Source organism: Micromonospora sp. RTBAU3-60, from assembly GCF_054963695.1.
Window position 1 is genome coordinate 311,013 of record NZ_JBUEGB010000001.1, and the last position, 18,062, is coordinate 329,074.

General features: G+C 71.1%; 9 protein-coding genes and 1 riboswitch. Of the genes, 2 read left to right on the forward strand and 7 right to left on the reverse strand.

The window, feature by feature from the left end; genetic code table 11:
- Positions 1-114 precede the first annotated feature (114 nt).
- The 4 genes from ACY34I_RS01225 to ACY34I_RS01240 form a co-directional block, all read right to left on the reverse strand.
- Positions 115-4,170, reverse strand: coding sequence for a ThuA domain-containing protein (locus tag ACY34I_RS01225; RefSeq protein ID WP_462751592.1), 4,056 nt, complete (start codon positions 4,168-4,170; stop codon positions 115-117).
- Positions 4,171-4,366: 196 nt separating this feature from the next.
- Entirely contained in the window at positions 4,367-5,599 is a 1,233-nt protein-coding gene (locus ACY34I_RS01230) for a multicopper oxidase domain-containing protein (protein ID WP_462751594.1), read from the reverse strand.
- On the reverse strand, positions 5,596-6,561 hold the full coding sequence (locus tag ACY34I_RS01235) for a sugar phosphate isomerase/epimerase family protein (protein WP_462751596.1): 966 nt from the start codon (positions 6,559-6,561) through the stop codon (positions 5,596-5,598). Before ACY34I_RS01235 ends, ACY34I_RS01230 begins: the two co-directional genes overlap by 4 nt.
- Positions 6,562-6,581: 20 nt before the next feature.
- Positions 6,582-9,722: an OmpL47-type beta-barrel domain-containing protein gene (locus ACY34I_RS01240; RefSeq protein ID WP_462751598.1), complete on the reverse strand. Its 3,141-nt coding sequence runs from the start codon at positions 9,720-9,722 to the stop codon at positions 6,582-6,584.
- Between the two features lie 1,010 nt (positions 9,723-10,732).
- Between ACY34I_RS01240 and ACY34I_RS01245 the strand changes: the two genes are divergently transcribed.
- Positions 10,733-12,772, forward strand: coding sequence for a M4 family metallopeptidase (locus ACY34I_RS01245; protein ID WP_462751600.1), 2,040 nt, complete (start codon positions 10,733-10,735; stop codon positions 12,770-12,772).
- Positions 12,773-12,872: 100 nt separating this feature from the next.
- Here the strand turns inward: ACY34I_RS01245 and ACY34I_RS01250 are convergent, their stop codons facing one another.
- The 3 genes from ACY34I_RS01250 to ACY34I_RS01260 form a co-directional block, all read right to left on the reverse strand.
- The gene (locus ACY34I_RS01250) at positions 12,873-13,328 is read right to left on the reverse strand and encodes a YbaB/EbfC family nucleoid-associated protein (protein ID WP_462751602.1); all 456 of its coding nucleotides are present in this window, start codon (positions 13,326-13,328) and stop codon (positions 12,873-12,875) included.
- A gap of 150 nt (positions 13,329-13,478) precedes the next feature.
- Positions 13,479-14,132, reverse strand: a complete 654-nt coding sequence (locus ACY34I_RS01255) for a transglycosylase family protein (protein WP_462751604.1) — start codon at positions 14,130-14,132, stop codon at positions 13,479-13,481.
- Positions 14,132-14,278: riboswitch (cyclic di-AMP (ydaO/yuaA leader) on the reverse strand. (Overlaps the previous gene by 1 nt.)
- A 170-nt stretch (positions 14,279-14,448) precedes the next feature.
- Positions 14,449-16,272: a glycoside hydrolase family 3 protein gene (locus ACY34I_RS01260; RefSeq protein ID WP_462751606.1), complete on the reverse strand. Its 1,824-nt coding sequence runs from the start codon at positions 16,270-16,272 to the stop codon at positions 14,449-14,451.
- 200 nt (positions 16,273-16,472) lie between these two features.
- Between ACY34I_RS01260 and ACY34I_RS01265 the strand changes: the two genes are divergently transcribed.
- Positions 16,473-18,041: an LLM class flavin-dependent oxidoreductase gene (locus ACY34I_RS01265; protein ID WP_462751608.1), complete on the forward strand. Its 1,569-nt coding sequence runs from the start codon at positions 16,473-16,475 to the stop codon at positions 18,039-18,041.
- The last annotated feature ends 21 nt before the right edge of the window (positions 18,042-18,062 follow it).

Consider the following 18,062-nt stretch of genomic DNA (forward strand, 5'->3'; position numbering starts at 1 on the left):
TGCGTGCCTCGTCCTGGTGCAGCAAGGCCACCTCCCGTTTCCGGGGAGTGGCCTTCCTGCGTGAGCGGCGAGGGCGCCGGGCACGGGAGGATCCCGTGCCCGGCGCCGAACGGATTACAGCGAGCGGACCCGCACGTCGCGGAACTCGATCAGGTCGTTCGTACCGTGGTTCTGCAACCCGACGAACCCGCTGAGGAACTGCCGCAGGTCGGTCGGCGGGTCACCCGCACGGGAGGACGCCTTGCCGGGCGTGTTGTCGAACTCGTTGATCACCACGCCGTTTCGGATGATCGTGTAGTGCTGGCCGACCACCCGAACCTCGTAGTCGTTCCACTGGCCCTTCGGGGTCGCCCCCGCCTGGTCGAGCCCCTGCGGGTCGAAGTTGTAGATCGACCCGGTCTTCTGCGGCTCGCCGGTCGGCCCGTCGTAGATCTGGATCTCGTGACCGCAGTAGATCGCCACCCAGGCCTGCGAGCTCCGGGCCGAGCCGACCGTGCCGCAGCTGCCGGCCGGCCGCTGGTCCAGCGGGATCCGCGGGTCCGGGAACCGGGTGAAGACCCCACTGTTGGCGTACGTGGTGCCGGCGGAGACGTCCCGGAACTTCAGCCGCAGCGAGAAGTCGGCGAACTCGTCCTTGGCGTACCAGAGCATGCCGAGCCCACCCGAGCTGCGGATGGTCCCGTCGCGCTGCAGGATGAACGACCCGCCGGGCGCCTGCCGCCAGTCGGCGAGCGACGCCGCGGTGCCGTCGAAGAGCGAGCGGTACCCCGCGACCTTGCCGATCTTCGACTGGGATGCGGCGGTCTGCAGCTTCTGCGCCTCCCGGTTGTCCACGACACCGCCGGCCCGCAGGTCGTTGACCACGTCGGCGACGTGGCTCACGAACTGGCCGTGGTTGGTCCAGTTCCGCTCGTCGTCGATCAGGTCGTTGATCGTGCAGCCGCCGCCGACCGCGTGGTTGGTCACGCCGGTGTCGGTGTCCAGCAGCTGCACCGTCTTACGGGTGTCCGGCGCGGCACAGCCCGTGGTGACGGTGATCTTCGCGGTGGACACCTGGCCGTCGGCGTACGTCACCTTGAGGGTGGCCTCGTAGGTGCCGTAGTCCGCGTAGGTGTGGGTCGGGTTGGCCTCGCGCGACGGCGCGCTGCCGTCACCGAAGTTCCACTCCCACGCCACGCCACCGGCCCGGGCCGACGAGAAGGCGATGCTCTTCGGCTGGCTCGGCGTGACCGCCTGCCAGGTGGCGTCGCTCGGCCGCGGCGTCGCCTCGCCACCCTTGTACGTGATCCGGATCAGCTTCTGGTTCGAGTGCAGGCTGAAGAAGCCACCGGCGTAGTCCAGCATGTACAGCGCGCCGTCCGGGCCGAACTTGGCGTCCATCCAGGACTGGAGCTGGGTGCCGCCGCTGCCGGAGCGGATGATCTGGCGCAGGTCCTCGGCGAACGCCGACGGTCCGGCGCTGGCGACCTTGGCCGGGTCGACGGTGACGGCGATCCGGTTGTTGGCGTTGGACTCGTCACCGATGAACCACTTGTTGTCCCAGTACGCCGGCCAGGCGACGCCGCTGTTGGTGTCGACCTTCGCCCGGTGGTAGGTCGGGCCGTCCATGATGGCCTGGCCGCCGCCCTTGAGGTACGGCTGGGTGAAGGTCTCCTCGCCCACGACGTACGAGGGCAGCCCGCTGCCGTCGGTCCGCTTCGGGAAGACCGGGCCACCGCCCTGCGGCGAGTACCAGATCATGTTGTCCCGGGCTGGCGGGATGTTGACCAGGCCGGTGTTGCGCGGCGACTCGTTCTTCAGGTTGTCGCAGTCGTACCAGCCGGTCAGCACGTTGGCGTCGGTGTTGCTGCGGTCCCGGTAGGGCTGCCGGTTACCCATGCAGTAGGGCCAGCCCTGGTTGCCCGCCGAGGTGATGATCGTTGCGGTCTCGTACTTCGCCGGACCGAGGTCCGGGCTCGGGGCGCCGGCGTCCGGGCCCACCCAGGCCGCGGTCAGCCAGTGGTTGACCGGGTCCCAGGCGATCCGGGCGATGTTGCGCACGCCCATCACGTAGATCTCCGGGCGGGTCTTGCCGCCGCCCTCCTCCTGGCCGGTGAACAGGTTCCCGGCCGGGATGGTGTAGGTGCCGTTCGCCTCCGGGTGGATGCGGAGGATCTTGCCGTTGAGGTCGTTGGTGTTGCCCGAGGTACGGCGGGCGTCCTGGAACGAGGTGCCCTTGTAGTCCTGGGTCCAGTTGTTGCCCGAGTAGCCGCTCGACCCGCCGGAGGAGTTGCTGTCACCGGAGCCGATGTAGAGGTTGCCGCTCTCGTCGAACGTCATCCCGCCACCGGCGTGGCAGCAGCTGTGGATCTGGGTGTCCCAGCTGAGCAGGTCCTTGCGGGTGCTCTGGTCGATCGTCTGCGTCGCCGCGTTGTAGGTGAACCGCGAGACGGTCCGCTTGCCGATCCGCTTGTCCCGGTCGATGGACTCGTGCGGCATCCAGTAGACATAGACCCAGCCGTTCTCCGCGAACTTCGGGTCGAGGGTGATGCCGACCAGGCCCTCCTCGTTCTTCACCAGCTCGCTGCCGCTGCCCCGGTTGCCCATCACGGCGAGCGTGGTGAGCAGCTTGACCTGCTTGGTCTTCGGGTCCCACTGGTGGATGGTGCCGCAGCCCAGGCCGACCTTGGGGTCGTCCCAGCTCACGATCGGCCCGCTCGGGCAGGCGGCCTTGCCGATGTAGAAGACCTTGCCGTCGGGGGCGATGGTGAGGCCGTGCGGCTCACCGATCTGGTCGAGCTGGCCCGACTGGTTCGTGGTGGTGAGCCGCTCGATCTGGTAGTTCGAGGCGATGGTGGCCTGGCAGTCGCCGCGGACCAGGCCCGCCGACCACCGGATGGCCCCGGCCAGGTGGCCCTGGAACTGCTTGTCGCTGGTCCAGCTCGCCTCGGTCCGGCCCATGCCGGTGTAGAACGACCGGCCGCCCTCGTAGTCCTGGCACCAGGAGATCGGGTGGAAGGCGCCGTTGCCGCTCAGGCCCGGGTTGTACGTGCCCTCCTCGACCTGCGCGATGGTGTGGACCTTGCCGATCGGGCTGGGGTCCCAGTTGATCCACTGGTCGGAGCGGGTCCAGGTCAGCGGCAGGCCCTTGTTGGCCGGGTGCTGCCGGTCCGTCAGGTCGACGGTGGCCTTCTGCACGGTGCTGTCCGGGGCGGGCCCGGCGTCCGGCCCGATCAGCCACAGCTCCGCCAGCTGCACCAGCGGCTCCCCGCTGTTCGCGGTGACGTTCAGCCGGTAGTGCTGGTACGCCGTGGTGTTGGTGAAGCTGTACTGCTTGGTCTGGAACCGCTGCGGGAAGGTCTCGTTGCTGCGGCTGTCCAGGTCGGTCCAGGTGGTGCCGTCGTTCGAACCCTGCAGGGTCCAGTTCTTCGGGTCCCGGCCGGGGAAGTCGTTGGCCGAGGTGAGCGCGTAGCGGCTCACCGCCACCGGCTTCGCCAGCTTCGCCGCCAGCCACCCGGTCGGGTTGAACGTCAGCCACTTGGTGCCGGTCGACCCGTCGATGGCCTTCGCCGCGGTCTCGTTCGGCGGGTTCTCCGCGCTCGCGGTGGCCGAGACGGGCTTCTCGGCGTTGGGCAGGCTAGTCGCCGGGCGGGCGCCGATCAGGCCGGTGAACCAGGAGGACTCCGGCTGGGCCCGCGCGGCGTCGTGGACGCCGACGAAACCGCCGCCGCCCTTCACGTACGCCTGGAAGGCGGCCTCCTGTGCCTCGTTGAGGGTGACGCCGTTGGCGGAGAGGAACACCACCGCGCGGTAACGGGCCAGGTTGCCGAAGGTGAACACCGCCGGGTCGGCGGAGTCGTCGACGGTGAAGCCCTGCTGCTCGCCCAGCTCTCGGATGGTGGCGGTGGCCCGGGCGACCGGGTCGTCCTGCTTGTCCACCGGGCCGTGGAAGACCAGCACCTTGACCGCGGCGGCGGCCTCGGCGGCGGCCGCCGCGGGGGTGGCGGCCTGGGCGGGCAGGGCCAGCACACCGAGCGCCAGGGCGGCGCTCGACGCCAGGGCACCGATTCGGCGCCCCTGGGTGCGACGCGGTACAGCTGTGGTGAGCGGTGTGGGTGTGGTGGATCCCGTCGAGTCGGCGCGGAGGCGTCCGACCCATCGGGAGAACCGGAAATGGCGTCTGTCGGCCATCTCGACTCCTCCTGGATTGAGGGACAGGTTCTTCCGGGTCGTCCATCTGCCGGTGAGGTGAGGCGCTCACCGGAGCATTGGCCGCGCGACCGCCGGCGCCACCCGGGTCGGGCGGCCGGTGCGGCGGTGTCGCGGGTGGTGGTGCCGGTCCGGTGGCTGCTGGCCCCCTCGACGGAGGCCAGCAGCCACGGACCCGTCAGTTGTGCTGGTGCTGGCCGCCGGCGGCGGGCGCCGCGGCGGCGGCCGCGGTGCCCGCAGTGCCGGCGGTGCTGGCGCCGTGCTGGTGGTCCATGCCCGGCGGCATGTTCCCGTTCTCGTCGAGGACGTGCAGCATGGTCGACATGCCGGCGTCCGAGTGGAACTGCATGTGGCAGTGCAGCATCCAGTGCCCCGGTCCGACCGAGTCGCCGGCCACCACCTGCACGCCGAAGGAGTCACCGGGGCCGAGCGTCTTGTTGTCGATGATCGGTATGGAGTCGACGAACGGCTGCCCGTTGTTGCTGATCACCCCGGTGCGGGTGTCCGCCCAGGAGTGTCCGTGCAGGTGGAAGGTGTGCATGTCGTTGCCGATGCCGACCACGACGAACTCCACCCGCTCGCCCTTGCGGGCGACCAGGCAGCTCGGGCCCGGCTGCGGGTTCACCTCGGTGCAGGTGTCCGTGGCGGCACCGCGGCGCAGGTTGATGCTCTGCCGGTCACCGAAGACCACCGTGTAGGTCCGGTCCGGCTTCGGGTCGCCGGGACGCCGGACGACCACGCCACCGAAGAGACCGGATGAGAGGCCCTGGGTGCCGTGCGGGCCGCCCACCACGTGGTCGTGGTACCACCAGTAGCCGGCCGTGCCCTGCGCCCCGGTCCGGTTGTTGCGCGGCTGGGCGTACCAGGTGTAGGTCCGCGATTCGCCCGGCGGGACGTACGACCCGCTCTGCACCGTGCCGTCGGACTGCTGGGTGTACTTGACCCCGTGCACGTGCAGCGAGACGCCGAGCGGGTGGGCCGGGTCGGTGCGCAGCGCCGCCAGCGTCTCGGCGGACACCTGGTTGTGCAGGGTGATGGCAAGGCACTCCCCCTCCATCATCTCCATGAGCGGGCCCGGGTAGGAGGCCGTCTGCGGAGTGAGGCCGTAGCCCAGGCGGATCTGGGTGCCGTCCTTGGGCAGCTCCACCGCGTACAGCTGGATGCTGCGGTCCGGCTTGCTGCAACCGTCCGGCTTCTCGGCGAACATCCCGGTGCCGGCGACGGCCAGCCCGCCGGCGCCGATCAGGGTGAGCAGCACGGTCGCCGCGACCACCAGCATCCGCCGGGCACCGGTACGCGGGCGCTCGGTCCGGCCGCCCAGCGGACCGGTGGCCTCGCTCGGCGGCCCGGCCTCGCTCGTCGGCCCGGCGTTGGGTGCCGGGTCGTCCTCGACCAGCCGCCAGGAGCTCATCGGGCACCCCGCAGTTCGACCAGGCGCTGGTAGCTACGCTCGGCGGCGCCCAGCGAGCCCGGCGGGTTCGGCTGGGCACCCGGCGCGGAGTCCTGCTCCCAGAGGAACTCGAAGCGGCCCCGGCCCTTGAGCTCGCCGAAGAACTCGGCGAACGGGATGACCCCGGCGCCGAACTCCACGTCGAGGTAGGAGTTGCCCTGCTGCGGGTTGGGCAGCGGCACGCCGTCCTTGACGTGGAACAGCGGGAAGCGGTGCGGGTGGGCGTTGACGTAGTCGACCGGGCGGAAGCCCGGGTACTTCCGCGCCCCGCCGTACGCCCAAAGGATGTCCATCTCCAGGAACACGTACCGGGGGTCGGTCAGCTCCAGGAAGAGGTCGTACAGCCGCACGTCGGGCCGGTCCGTCGCGAAGCTGAACTCGATGGTGTGGTTGTGTTGGTAGAGCTTGAGGCCGCGGGCCGCGGCGGCCTCGCCCCACGCGTTGAACTCGGCGGCGGCCGCCTGGTAGCCGGCGATGGTCCGGTTTCCGGTGGGCGCCTCCGCGGTGCCGATCGCCGGCATGCCGAGGATCTCGGCGACGTCCAGCTCCCACGCCAGGTTGGTGCGGAAGTCTCGCAGCCCGCGGTGGCTGCCGGCCGCCTTCAGCCCGTTGTCGTCGAGCAGCTGGCGGATCTGCTCCGGGGTGATGGCGCCCACCGAGCCCTGGGTGTAGCCGGCGAACTCCACCTCCCGGTAGCCGATGCGGGACAGCTCCTCGAAGACCGCGGCGAAGCCGACCTGGGAGATCTTGTCGCGGACGCTGTAGAGCTGGATGCCCAGGTGCCCCTGCGGGATCAGCTTGCCCTGGCCCCCCTGGTCGGCTCCGGCCGGCAGCGCGCCGGCGAGGCTGGCCGCGCTGACCGCCACGGTGGAGCCGGCGAGGCCCCGCAGCAGGGTACGTCTGTCGATCCTGTTCCTTGCCATGGTGGTTCCCTTTCGCTCGATCAGCAGCAGGAGTTCGGGCCGCCCGCCGCGCCGCCGGGGCAGCAGGGGGTCAGCGGGGCGATCCGGACGTTGCGGAAGCTGATGACGTCGCCCGTGCCGTGGTTCTGCAGCCCGACGTAGCCGGTGGCGTGCTGCCGGCCGGCGCCGCCCGGGTCGTCCGCCCGGGGCGGGCTGAACACGGCGTCCGCCCGGTTGACGTACTCGTTGATCAGCTTTCCGTTGCGGAACACGGAGTAGTGCTGGCCGACCACCCGGATCTCGTAGTCGTTCCAGGTGCCCTTGGGGGTGACCCCCGCGCCGGCCAGGTTGACCTGGTCGAAGCCGTACACCGAGCCGCTCTTGTACTGGTCGCCGTCGGGCCGGTCGAGGATCTGCAGCTCGTGGCCGTACTTGATGGCGACCCACTCCGGCCGGGATTCCGCCGGGTGGCGGCGCACGTCCGGGAATCGGACGAAGACGCCGCTGTTGGCCCGGGCGTCGCCCGGCGCGTCGTCGCGCCACTGGAACTTCAGGGAGAAGTCGCCGTACTGGGCGACCGGGTACCAGAGCATGCCGAGCCCGGGCACCGGCTTGCTGGTGATGGACCCGTCGGCGTTGCGGGTGAAGCCGCCCGCGCCGACCTGCTGCCACTTGCCGAAGGACGCGGCGGTGTCGTCGAGGATCGGCTGGTAGCCGTTCTTCGTGTCCGGCTTGCCGACGCCCGAGCGGGCGGCGGCGCTGGTCAGTTTGCCGTGCTCCTGGTGGCTGATGACGCCCAGGTGGTGCAGGTGCTCGGCGACCTCGTTCACGTAGGAGACGAACTGGCCGTGGTTCGGCCACGGGCGCTCGTCCTCGATGACGTTGTTGATGGTGCAGTCGCCCGCCACCACGCGGTTGGGGACACCGCTGTCGACGGTGCCGAACCAGACGGTGGGCCGGGTGTCCTTCACGCACTCCGGCTGCGGCCCGCTGGCGACCACCGTGAAGGTGACCGAGGCGGCCCCGGAGGTGTTGCCGGCCTTGTCGGTGGCGCGGTAGCTGACCGTGTGCTGGCCCGCCTGGTTGACCGTGACCGGCGCGGAGTACCGGGCGTAGGCGCCGCCGTCGAGGGAGTACTCGATCCGGTCCACGCCCGAGCCGCTGTCGCTGGCCGAGATGATGACCGTGGCGCTGCCGACGTACGCGCCGTCGTCGTCGAGCTGACCGGAGACTGCGGCGGTGGCGGTCGGCGGGGTGGTGTCCGGGGCCGGCGGGTCGACCACCGTGAACGACACCGACTGCGGCGAGGACGTGTTGCCCGCCTTGTCGGTGGCCCGGTAGCTCACCGTGTGCTGGCCCACCTGGTTGACCGTGACCGGGGCGGAGTAGGCGGCGTACGGCTGCCCGTCGAGGGAGAACTCGACCCGGTCGACGCCCGACTGGGTGTCGGTGGCGGACAGGGTGACGGTGGCGCTGCCGATGTACGCGCCGTTGGCGTCCCGCTGGCCGGTAACCGCGGCCGTCACCGTGGGCGGGGTGGTGTCCGCCGGGGGCGTCTCGACCACCGTGAACGATACCGACTGCGGCGACGAGGTGTTGCCCGCCTTGTCCGTGGCCCGGTAGCTCACCGTGTGCTGACCCGGCTGATTCACCGTCACCGGCGCCGAGTACGTGGCGTAGGCGCCGCCGTCGAGCGCGTACTCGACCCGGTCGACGCCCGATTCGGTGTCCGTGGCCGACAGGGTTACCGTCGCGCTGCCCACGTACGCGCCGTTGGCGTCCCGCTGGCCGGTCACCGCGGCCGTCACCGTCGGCGGGGTCGTGTCGGTCGGCGTCGGCTCGGCCACCGTGAACGACACCGACTGCGGCGAGGACGTGTTGCCCGCCTTGTCGGTCGCCCGGTAACTCACCGTGTGCGGACCCGGCTGGTTCACCGTCACCGGCGCCGAGTAGGCGGCGTACGGCTGCCCGTCGAGGGAGAACTCGACCCGGTCCACGCCCGACTGGGTGTCGGTGGCGGACAGGGTGACGGTGGCGCTGCCGATGTACGCGCCGTTGGCGTCCTTCTCCCCCGTCACCGTCGCCGTCACCGTGGGCGGGGTGGTGTCCGCCGGGGGCGTCTCGACCACCGTGAACGACACCGACTGCGGCGAGGACGTGTTGCCCGCCTTGTCGGTCGCCCGGTAACTCACCGTGTGCGGACCCGGCTGGTTCACCGTCACCGGCGCCGAGTAGGTGCCGTACGCCCCGCCGTCCAGGAAGTACTCGACCCGGTCCACGCCCGATTCGGTGTCCGTGGCCGACAGGGTCACCGTCGCGCTGCCGATGTACGCGCCGTTGGCGTCCCGCTGGCCGGTCACCGCGGCCGTCACCGTGGGTGGCGTGGTGTCCGTCGGCGGCGGTTCGACCACCGTGAACGACACCGACTGCGGCGACGAGGTGTTGCCCGCCTTGTCCGTGGCCCGGTAGCTCACCGTGTGCGGACCCGGCTGATTCACCGTCACCGGCGCCGAGTAGGTGCCGTACGCCCCGCCGTCCAGGGAGTACTCGACCCGGTCCACGCCCGAGCCGCTGTCGGTCGCCGACAGGGTCACGGTCGCGTTGCCCACGTACGCCCCGGTGGAGTCCTTCTCCCCGGACACGGTGGCGGTCACGGTGGGCGGCGTGGTGTCCGAGCTGCCGCCGCTGACCACCAGCAGCCCGGTCATGCCGCCGTGGCCCGGGATGGAGCAGAAGTACCGGTAGGTGCCGGGCGACAGCACCACGTCGACGGTCCAGCGGCCCCCGTTGGCGTCCGTCGGGTCGGCCAGGATGTTCACGTCGACGTCGCTGTTGTACCTCGGGTCGCCCGTTTCGAAGGTGAGCGTGTGCTGCATGCCGGTGGTGTTGCCGGTGGCCCGGCTGTTCTCGAAGACCAGCGTGGCCGGCCCGGCCGTGGCGGTGGTCGGCGCCGACAGGTACGACAGGAAGTTGTCGCCGGCGGTCCAGGTCAGGACCTGGGCCTGCAGTTGCGTCGAGGAGCTGGTCCCGGCCGTGGCCGACCGCTCGGTGTCGATCGGACGCGCGTTCGCCGGGGAGCCGGTCAAACCGGCGGTCAGCAGCAGCGCCATCGTGGCGATGGCGGCCACCGATCTCCGAAGCCGGCTCCCGGAGAGCCGAGCCCGCGGTGCGGATGGGTTCATGGATGCCTCTTTCACGGTCCGGGAACAACCGGGCGGATTCGGCCCGTCGGTGTCAGGTGTCGTCAGAGGTGCGTTGTCGCGTGCTGGCGTCCCGCCGGCCCCTCCCTGGCCGCACGGGATCCCCGGCCGTGGCGGCGGCCACGGTCGTCCGATGTGGATGCTTGGTCGGCTCCGATGTCAGCGGCGAGCCGGATCGCCCGCGACACCGGGCAGGGTGGCGCGTCGGAGCTGGTCGGAGGTTGTCGGGTACGGGCGGTCGGTCGACCCGTGGCGCGTGCCCGCGCCGAGTCGCCGTGGTGCGGCGTTGACCCGGGGTGGCCGTCGCTGGCCGGTCATGACCCTCGGACGTGTTGCGCCGCCTGAAGGCCACGGTCGAGAACTACTGTGCCGGTAGTTCATCTCGACGAAACATATTGATGGTGCCCGACAGTACTAACTTCCTCTCAGGCTGTCCATAGCTTTCGTCGGCTCACGGACTACTTTTCTCTACGACAGACGAAAGTGGCCGGAAGGTCCCGATGGGGCGGCCAGCGCCCGGTCCGGCGAGATCAGCCGAACGGCGATCTCGCCAGACGCCACGGATGATCGTGGCCGCCCGTTCGGCATCGGGCACCCGACCGGTCGGGTCGGGTAGATCGACATATCGACCGAGGGTGAACGTGCGCCATCCGCGCGGAGCGGCAATAGCCGCCTGTCGGGCGCGCCGCCTCCACTCCGGAGCGTATTAGCCCTGGCCAGGGGCCATAGAAGACCCTGGCTCGCTGGCTCCGGCGACCCGGCGCGGAGATCGACCGAGGCGGTTGCCCGGGTCACCCATTGATCCGGGTCGACGGCCGTGTGATTGTGCTCCAGCGAGTCGCCGACCCCCGGCGGCTCGGACGGTCGATCCGTCGAACCGGGGCCACGCCGGCAGCCCCGGGGACCGACCGTCGTCCCGCCTCATCACCATGTCGCGCCGCGTGTCCCCACCGGGCTCCATGCTGCGCGCCCAGGAACAGGAGCGTACCCCCGTGAAGCTCTCACCCCGCCTCGCCGCGCTCTCCGGCGCGGCCGCGGCCGGCCTGATCGCCGCCGGCACCGCCGCGGCCGTGCAGGCCGCGCCGTCCAGTCCCGCTCCCGACCCCGCCCAGGCCCGTACGCTCGCCGCGAACTCGGCCAGCGCGCTGGTCGCCAGCCGGCCCGGCTACCTGCACGCCAGCTCCGACGAGGCGTTCGTGCAGAAGCCGGTCATCAGCTCCGAGGGCACCCAGTACGTGCCCTACGAGCGCACCTACAAGGGCCTTCCGGTGACCGGTGGCGACTTCGTGCTGGCCACCGACTCGCTCGGCAACCTGAAGTACGCCTCCGTCGCGCAGCAGCGCGCCATCGGCAGCCTGTCCACCACGCCGAAGCTCGCCTCGACGGCGGCGGAGAAGACGGCCCGAGCCCAGCTCAAGACGGTCAGCGCCGTCGAGGGCACCCGGCTCGTCGTCTTCACCCTGGACGCCACGCCGGCGCTGGCCTGGGAGACCACGGTCCGCGGCACCGGCGCCGAGGGCCCCAGCCGGCTCACCGTCGACGTCGACGCCCTGACCGGCAGGGTGCTGCGTACGCAGGAGCACGTCGTGCACGGCACCGGCACCGGCGCGTGGAACGGCCCGAGCCCGCTCACGCTCAACACCACGCTGTCGGGCAGCACGTACTCCATGAAGGACCCGACCGTCACCAACCTGAGCTGTCAGGACGCCGCCACCAACACGACGTTCACCGGCTCGGACGACGCCTGGGGCAACGGCACCGCCACCAACAAGGAGACCGGCTGCGTCGACGCGCTCTACGGCGCCCAGACCGAGCACAAGATGCTCTCGCAGTGGCTGGGCCGTAACGGCGCCGACGGCAACGGTGGCTACTGGCCGATCCGGGTGGGCCTGAACGACCAGAACGCCTACTACGACGGCACCCAGGTGCAGATCGGCAAGAACACCTCGGGCCAGTGGATCGGCTCGCTGGACGTGGTGGCCCACGAGATCGGCCACGGCATCGACGACCACACCCCGGGCGGCATCTCCGGCTCGGGCACCCAGGAGTTCGTCGCCGACACCTTCGGCGCGGCCACCGAGTGGTTCGCCAACGAGCCCTCCACCTACGACGCCCCCGACTTCCTGGTCGGCGAGAAGGTCAACCTGGTGGGCAGCGGCCCGATCCGCAACATGTACAACCCGTCGGCCCTCGGCGACCCGAACTGCTACTCCAGCAGCATCCCGAGCACCGAGGTGCACGCCGCGGCCGGCCCAGGCAACCACTGGTTCTATCTGCTGGCCATGGGCAGCAGCCCGACCAACGGCCAGCCGTCCAGCCCGACCTGCAACGGCAGCTCGGTCACGGGCCTCGGCATCCAGAAGGCCATCAAGATCATGTACAACGCGATGCTGATGAAGACCTCGTCGTCGTCGTACCTGAAGTACCGCACCTGGACGCTGCAGGCGGCCAAGAACCTCTACGGCAGCACCGGCTGCACCGAGTTCAACACCGTCAAGGCCGCCTGGGACGCGGTCAGCGTGCCGGCGCTGTCCGGTGACCCGACCTGCTCGGGCAGCACCACCCCGCCGCCGACCGGCTCCTGCTCCGGCCAGAAGCTGGCCAACCCCGGCTTCGAGTCCGGCAACGTGAGCTGGAGCGCCTCCTCCGGGGTCATCACCAGCTCCACCGGCCAGGCCGCGCACAGCGGCTCGTGGAAGGCGTGGCTGGACGGCTACGGCACCACCCACACCGACACCCTGTCCCAGTCGGTGACGATCCCGTCCGGTTGCCGGGCGACCCTCACCTTCTGGCTGCACATCGACAGCGCGGAGTCGACGACCACCACCGCCTACGACAAGCTGACCGTGAAGGCGGGCAGCACCACCCTGGCCACCTACTCCAACCTCAACAAGGCCGCCGGCTACGTCCAGAAGTCCTTCGACGTCTCGTCGCTGGCCGGGACCACCGCCACCATCTCGTTCACCGGTGTGGAGGACGTCTCCCTGCAGACCTCCTTCGTCATCGACGACACCGCGGTCAACCTCTCCTGAGCACAACCGGAGCGGCCGGCCGTCGTCCTCCCGACGGCTGGCCGCTCCGTGGCTGCTCCATGCCGGGATTGTGCCGTCCGGGTCCGACGGCGGGCGGCGCTCAGCCCGGGCGACCCGCCCGGGCGTCACCGCCGCGGTTGAGCCGGGCCAGCACGTCGTCCACCGCCCGGCTGAACAGCTCCACCTGTCGCACCGGCTGCTCCTCGAGCCCGCCGAGCCGCGCGGCCAGAGCGTCGACGTCGGCCTGGGCCGAGGCGCTGACCTGGGCGTCGAGCTCGGCGAGGGCGGCGTTGACGGCCACCACGACGTGCCCGCAGACCGCCGCCAACCCCTCCCCGGCCAGTGCCGGGTCCACCGTGACGGACTCCAGCCGGCCGCCCTGGACGACCCGGGCCCGGACCCGGCCGTCGGCCGCCGTACCCTCGGCGCGGAGCAGCTCGCCCGGGTCGCCGTCGGGGTGCTCGGCCGCCCGCGAGCGCATGGCCGACAGCGCCTGCTGCGTCCTGGTGAGCAGCTCGTCGAGGCTCGCCGCCGCGGAGAACGAGTCGTTGGTCATATCCGCGCCTTCTTCACGTCTTTCCGGAGCACCGCGACGATAGCAACCGCCCCGACCCGGGCACCGCGAGCACCCAGAGCCCGGAACCCGGAGGGAGCGGCCATCCGGGCGGGACGGCCACTCCTTCCGGGTATCAGCGCGGAACGCGGGTCAGCGCAGGCGTAGCTGCTGGCCCGGGAAGATCAGACCCGGGTTGTCGCCGACCACGCGCTTGTTGCGCTCGTAGAGCGCCTGCCAGCCGCCGGCGAGGTGCTTCGCCTCCGTGATCAGCGACAGCGAGTCACCCGGCTGGACGGTGTAGGTCGCGCCGCCCGACGCCGGCGCGGTACGCCGGTGGCTGCGGGTGGCCGGCTGGTCGCTGCGGGACGGCCCCTTCTTCGTCACCTTCTTGTGCGGCTTCGGGGAGCCGGCGTCCTTGGTGGAGTAGTGCCTGGTGGAGCCGCCCTTCTTGCCGCAGACCGGCCAGGCGCCGATGCCCTGTCCGTCGAGGACCTTCTCGGCGACGGCGATCTGCTCGCTGCGGCTGGCCAGGTCGGCGCGGCTGGCGTACTTCTGGCCGCCGTAGCCGTTCCAGGTGCTCTTCGAGAACTGGAGGCCGCCGTAGTAACCGTTGCCGGTGTTGATGTGCCAGTTGCCGCCGGACTCGCACTGGGCGATGGCGTCCCAGTTCACGCTGGACGCGCTGGCCGGCGCGGCCGGCCCGAGGATGGCGGCGGCGCCGGTGGCGGCACCGACGACGAGCGCCCCGACGGCGACGCGACGCTGCGTGGCCCGCCGGTGGCGTGCGACGTATTCAGTTGCCATGTTGGTTTCCTCCACGCCGACGAGGTGAGCTGTCGGGTTCGGGCCGAGGAGCCCGGCCGCCGGAAGGGCGGCTTCACCCCGAGGTGTCGAGCACCGAGGAACATGTGGGTCCCCCGCTCCCGCCTGAGGTCCAGTGACCGACGGGCCGGCGGCGGGATTAGGCGTTGCCGGCCCGTGGTGTCCGCGATCGCGAACGCAGTCGACGTTAGGGACGGATTCGGACGATCGCCCACTTCTTGTGAAGTTCTTCACCCAGCCGGGCGAAGGCCGCACCGTACGAGTTGCGCGACGTCCACAGGTGCCTTACAAGCGGCCGTCAGTAGGTCAGGCCGAAGCCCTGCGGGAAAAGCGGAACCTGCCCGTCACCGGCGTTGATGGGCTGCTGGTCAACGGAGTTCATCCAGGTCATCGGCAGTTTTCCGGTCGGCGCGTACCCGCCGAAGAGGACGTCGGCGACGCCGGCGCCCTCGGTGCCGGGCAGCCAGGAGGCGAGCAGCGCGGCCCAGTTCGGCAGCTCGCCGGCGACGTCCAGCGGCCGGCCGGAGACCAGCACCACGATCACGGGTACGCTGGCGTTGCGCAGGGTCGCGATGGTGCGCAGGTCGTCCCGGTCCAGGCTCATGGCACCGGTCCGGTCGCCCTGGCCCTCGGCGTACGGTGTCTCGCCGACCACGGCGATCGCGGCGCGGTAGCTGCTGTTGATGCCGGTGCCGCGCTGGTTGTAGGTGACCGTCGTGGTCGGACCGACGGCGGCGCGGATGCCCTGGAGGATGCTGGTGCCGGGGGTGATGTTGCCCGACGAGCCCTGCCAGGAGATGGTCCAGCCACCGCTCTGGTTGCCGATGTTGTCGGCGTTCTTGCCGGCCACGAAGATCTTGTTGTTGTCCCGGGCCAGCGGCAGGATCCCGGCGGAGTTCTTCAGCAGCACCTGGGACTCGCGGACGGCCTGCCGGGCGAGCGCCCGGTGCGCCGCGCTGCCGACCGTCGGGGTCCAACTCCGATCCGTGTACGGCCGCTCGAAGAGGCCCAGCTCGAACTTCTTGGTGAGGATCCGCCGGTTGGCGTCGTCGATCCGGCTCATCGGCACGTGCCCGTTCTGCACCTCGGCGCGGAGGGTGCTGATGAACGTCTTCCAGGCGGTCGGGACCATGACCATGTCGATGCCGGCGTTGATCGCCGTGGTGACCTCGGCGGCGGTGAAGCCGGCGCTGCCGTCGATCTGGTCGATGCCGTTCCAGTCGGAGACGACGAAGCCGGAGAAGCCCAGCTCTCCCTTGAGGACAGTGGTGATCAGGTACTGGTTGCCGTGCAGCTTCACGCCGTTCCAACTGCTGTAGGAGATCATCACCGCGCCGACGCCACGCTGCACCGCCGCCTGGAACGGGGGCAGGTGGACGGCCCGTAGTTCGGCCTCGCTGAGCTGGGTGTTCCCCTGGTCGTCGCCGCCGGTGGTGCCGCCGTCGCCGACATAGTGCTTGGCGGTGGCGAGCACCGAGGTGGGCCCGCCGAGGGTGTCACCCTGCAGGCCGGTGACCAGGGTGGACATGCTCGACGGCAGGTCGGGGGTCTCACCGAAGGACTCGTAGGTGCGGCCCCAGCGGTCGTTGCGGGCGACGCAGAGGCAGGGCGCGAAGTCCCAGTCGACGCCGGTGCCGGCGACCTCCTCGGCCACGGCCTGGCCGATCTGCTGCACCAGGGCCGGGTCGCGGCTGGCGCCGAGGCCGATGTTGTGCGGGAAGATCGTCGCCCCGTACACGTTGTTGTGCCCGTGCACGGCGTCGACGCCGTAGATCATCGGAATGGCGAGCGGGGTGGCGAGGGCGGCCCGCTGGAAGCCGTCGTACATGTCCGCCCAGGCGGTGGCGGTGTTCGGCGTCGGCGCGGAGCCGCCACCGGAGAGGACCGAACCGAGCCGGTAGGTGGTGAGGTCGCTCGCCGTGACCGAGCCGCGCTCGGCCTGGGTCATCTGGCCGATCTTCTCGTCCAGGGTCATCCGGGAGAGCAGATCGGCGACGCGGGTGGTGACCGGCAGCGTGGGGTCCTGGTACGGGTAGCCGGCGGCAGCGGCCGGGGCGGGCGCGGCCACGGCGGTGACCGCGACGACGAGGAGGGCGAGGCCGAGGGGGCGGTGGCGGATCACGGGTCGCTCCTTTCGAAGGAACGTGAAGGCCGTTCACCAGAACCCTAGGCCAGCGGGACATTGATCGACACCACTGCGTTCGTCACCCTGCGCGAAAAGTCCTCGCGGTTGCCGGAGCGGGCGCGCGCCGCCCCGGCACCGACTACGGTGGCGAGGTCCGGCACGGTCGCCGGGCCCGGGGCGCACGCAGGCGGAGATACATGACTGACTACGGACACGAGCTGGCCTTCGGCGGCTTCCTCACCCCCACCGCCGGCCAGTTCGCGCAGGTGGTGTCGCTGGCCAAGCTCTGCGAGCAGGTCAACCTGGACCTGGTCACGTTCCAGGACCACCCCTACCAGCCGGGCTTCCTGGACACCTGGACGCTGATGTCCTACCTGGCCGCGGCGACCAGCCGGATCCGGTTGGCCGGCAACGTGCTCAACCTGCCCCTGCGCCAGCCGGTGGTGCTGGCGCGCAGCGTGGCCAGCCTGGACCTGCTCACCGGCGGCCGGGTCGAGCTGGGTCTCGGCGCGGGGGCGTTCTGGGAGGCGATCGAGGCGGTCGGCGGTCGGCGGCTCAGCCCCGGCGAGGCTGTGGACGCCCTGGACGAGGCGATCCGGGTGATCCGCGAGGTCTGGGACGCCGGGCGGCGGGACATGGTCCGGGTCGACGGCGCGTACTACCGGGTGGTCGGGGCGAAGCGGGGACCGGCGCCGGCCCACCCGGTGGAGATCTGGGTCGGCGCGTACAAGCCCCGGATGCTGCGGCTGGTGGGGCGGGCGGCGGACGGCTGGCTGCCGTCGCTGTCGTACCTGCCCAAGGGGTCGGCCGAGCTGCCGGGGCTGAACACGCTGATCGACGAGGGCGCCGAGGCCGCCGGGCGGGACCCCCGGTCGGTCCGCCGGCTGCTGAACATCAATGGCCGGTTCACCCGCTCCTCCACCGACTTCCTCGCCGGGCCACCGGAGCAGTGGGTGGAGGAGCTGGCCGGACTGGCGCTGGACCACGGCATCTCCACCTTCATCCTGGGCGCCGACGACCCCACCGCCATCCAGCTCTTCGCCCGGGAGGTGGCGCCCGCGCTGCGCGAGCTGGTCGCCGCGGAGCGCGCCGAGCCGGGCACCCGGGCCAGCGCGGTGGCGGAACAACGCGAGGCGATCGAGGCCGGCGGGTCGACCACGCTCACGGTCACCCCCACCCCCGATCCCGGGGTACGGCTGACCGACCACCAGCTGTGGGACGAGTCCACCCGCCCGGTCGCCCCGCGGGCGCCGGCCGGGCACGTCTACACCCCGCACGGGCAGGCCGTCGGCGCGCACCTCGTCGACGTGCACGACCACCTGCGCCAGGAGTTGGCACAGGTGCGCGACCTGCTGGAACAGGTCAAGCGGGGGGTGGTCTCGGCCGGTGCCGCCCGGGCCGTGCTCAACCAGATGACCATGCGGCAGAACAACTGGACGCTAGGGGCGTACTGCGCCGCGTACTGCACGGTGGTCACCCAGCACCACGGGCTGGAGGACAACTCGATCTTCCCGCACCTGCGGCGGTCCGACCCCGGGCTGGGCCCGGTGCTGGACCGGCTGGAGGCGGAGCACGTGGTGATCCACGATGTCGTGGAGGGCGTGGACCGGGCCCTGGTCGACCTGATCCGCAACCCGGGCGACTTCACCGAGGTCCAGAAGGCGGTGGACATCCTCACCGACACCCTGCTGTCGCACCTGTCGTACGAGGAGCAGAACATCGTCGAGCCACTGGCCCGCCACGGCTTCTACGCCGGCCAGATCTGACCGCCGGCGGCCGCCGCCACG

Bases quoted from the DNA above. Each gene is read 5' to 3' on its own strand.
- ACY34I_RS01225 (WP_462751592.1), bottom strand. From the start codon at position 4,170: ATGGCCGACAGACGCCATTTCCGGTTCTCCCGATGGGTCGGACGCCTC.
- ACY34I_RS01230 (WP_462751594.1), bottom strand. From the start codon at position 5,599: ATGAGCTCCTGGCGGCTGGTCGAGGACGACCCGGCACCCAACGCCGGG.
- ACY34I_RS01235 (WP_462751596.1), bottom strand. From the start codon at position 6,561: ATGGCAAGGAACAGGATCGACAGACGTACCCTGCTGCGGGGCCTCGCC.
- ACY34I_RS01240 (WP_462751598.1), bottom strand. From the start codon at position 9,722: ATGAACCCATCCGCACCGCGGGCTCGGCTCTCCGGGAGCCGGCTTCGG.
- ACY34I_RS01250 (WP_462751602.1), bottom strand. From the start codon at position 13,328: ATGACCAACGACTCGTTCTCCGCGGCGGCGAGCCTCGACGAGCTGCTC.
- ACY34I_RS01255 (WP_462751604.1), bottom strand. From the start codon at position 14,132: ATGGCAACTGAATACGTCGCACGCCACCGGCGGGCCACGCAGCGTCGC.
- ACY34I_RS01265 (WP_462751608.1), top strand. From the start codon at position 16,473: ATGACTGACTACGGACACGAGCTGGCCTTCGGCGGCTTCCTCACCCCC.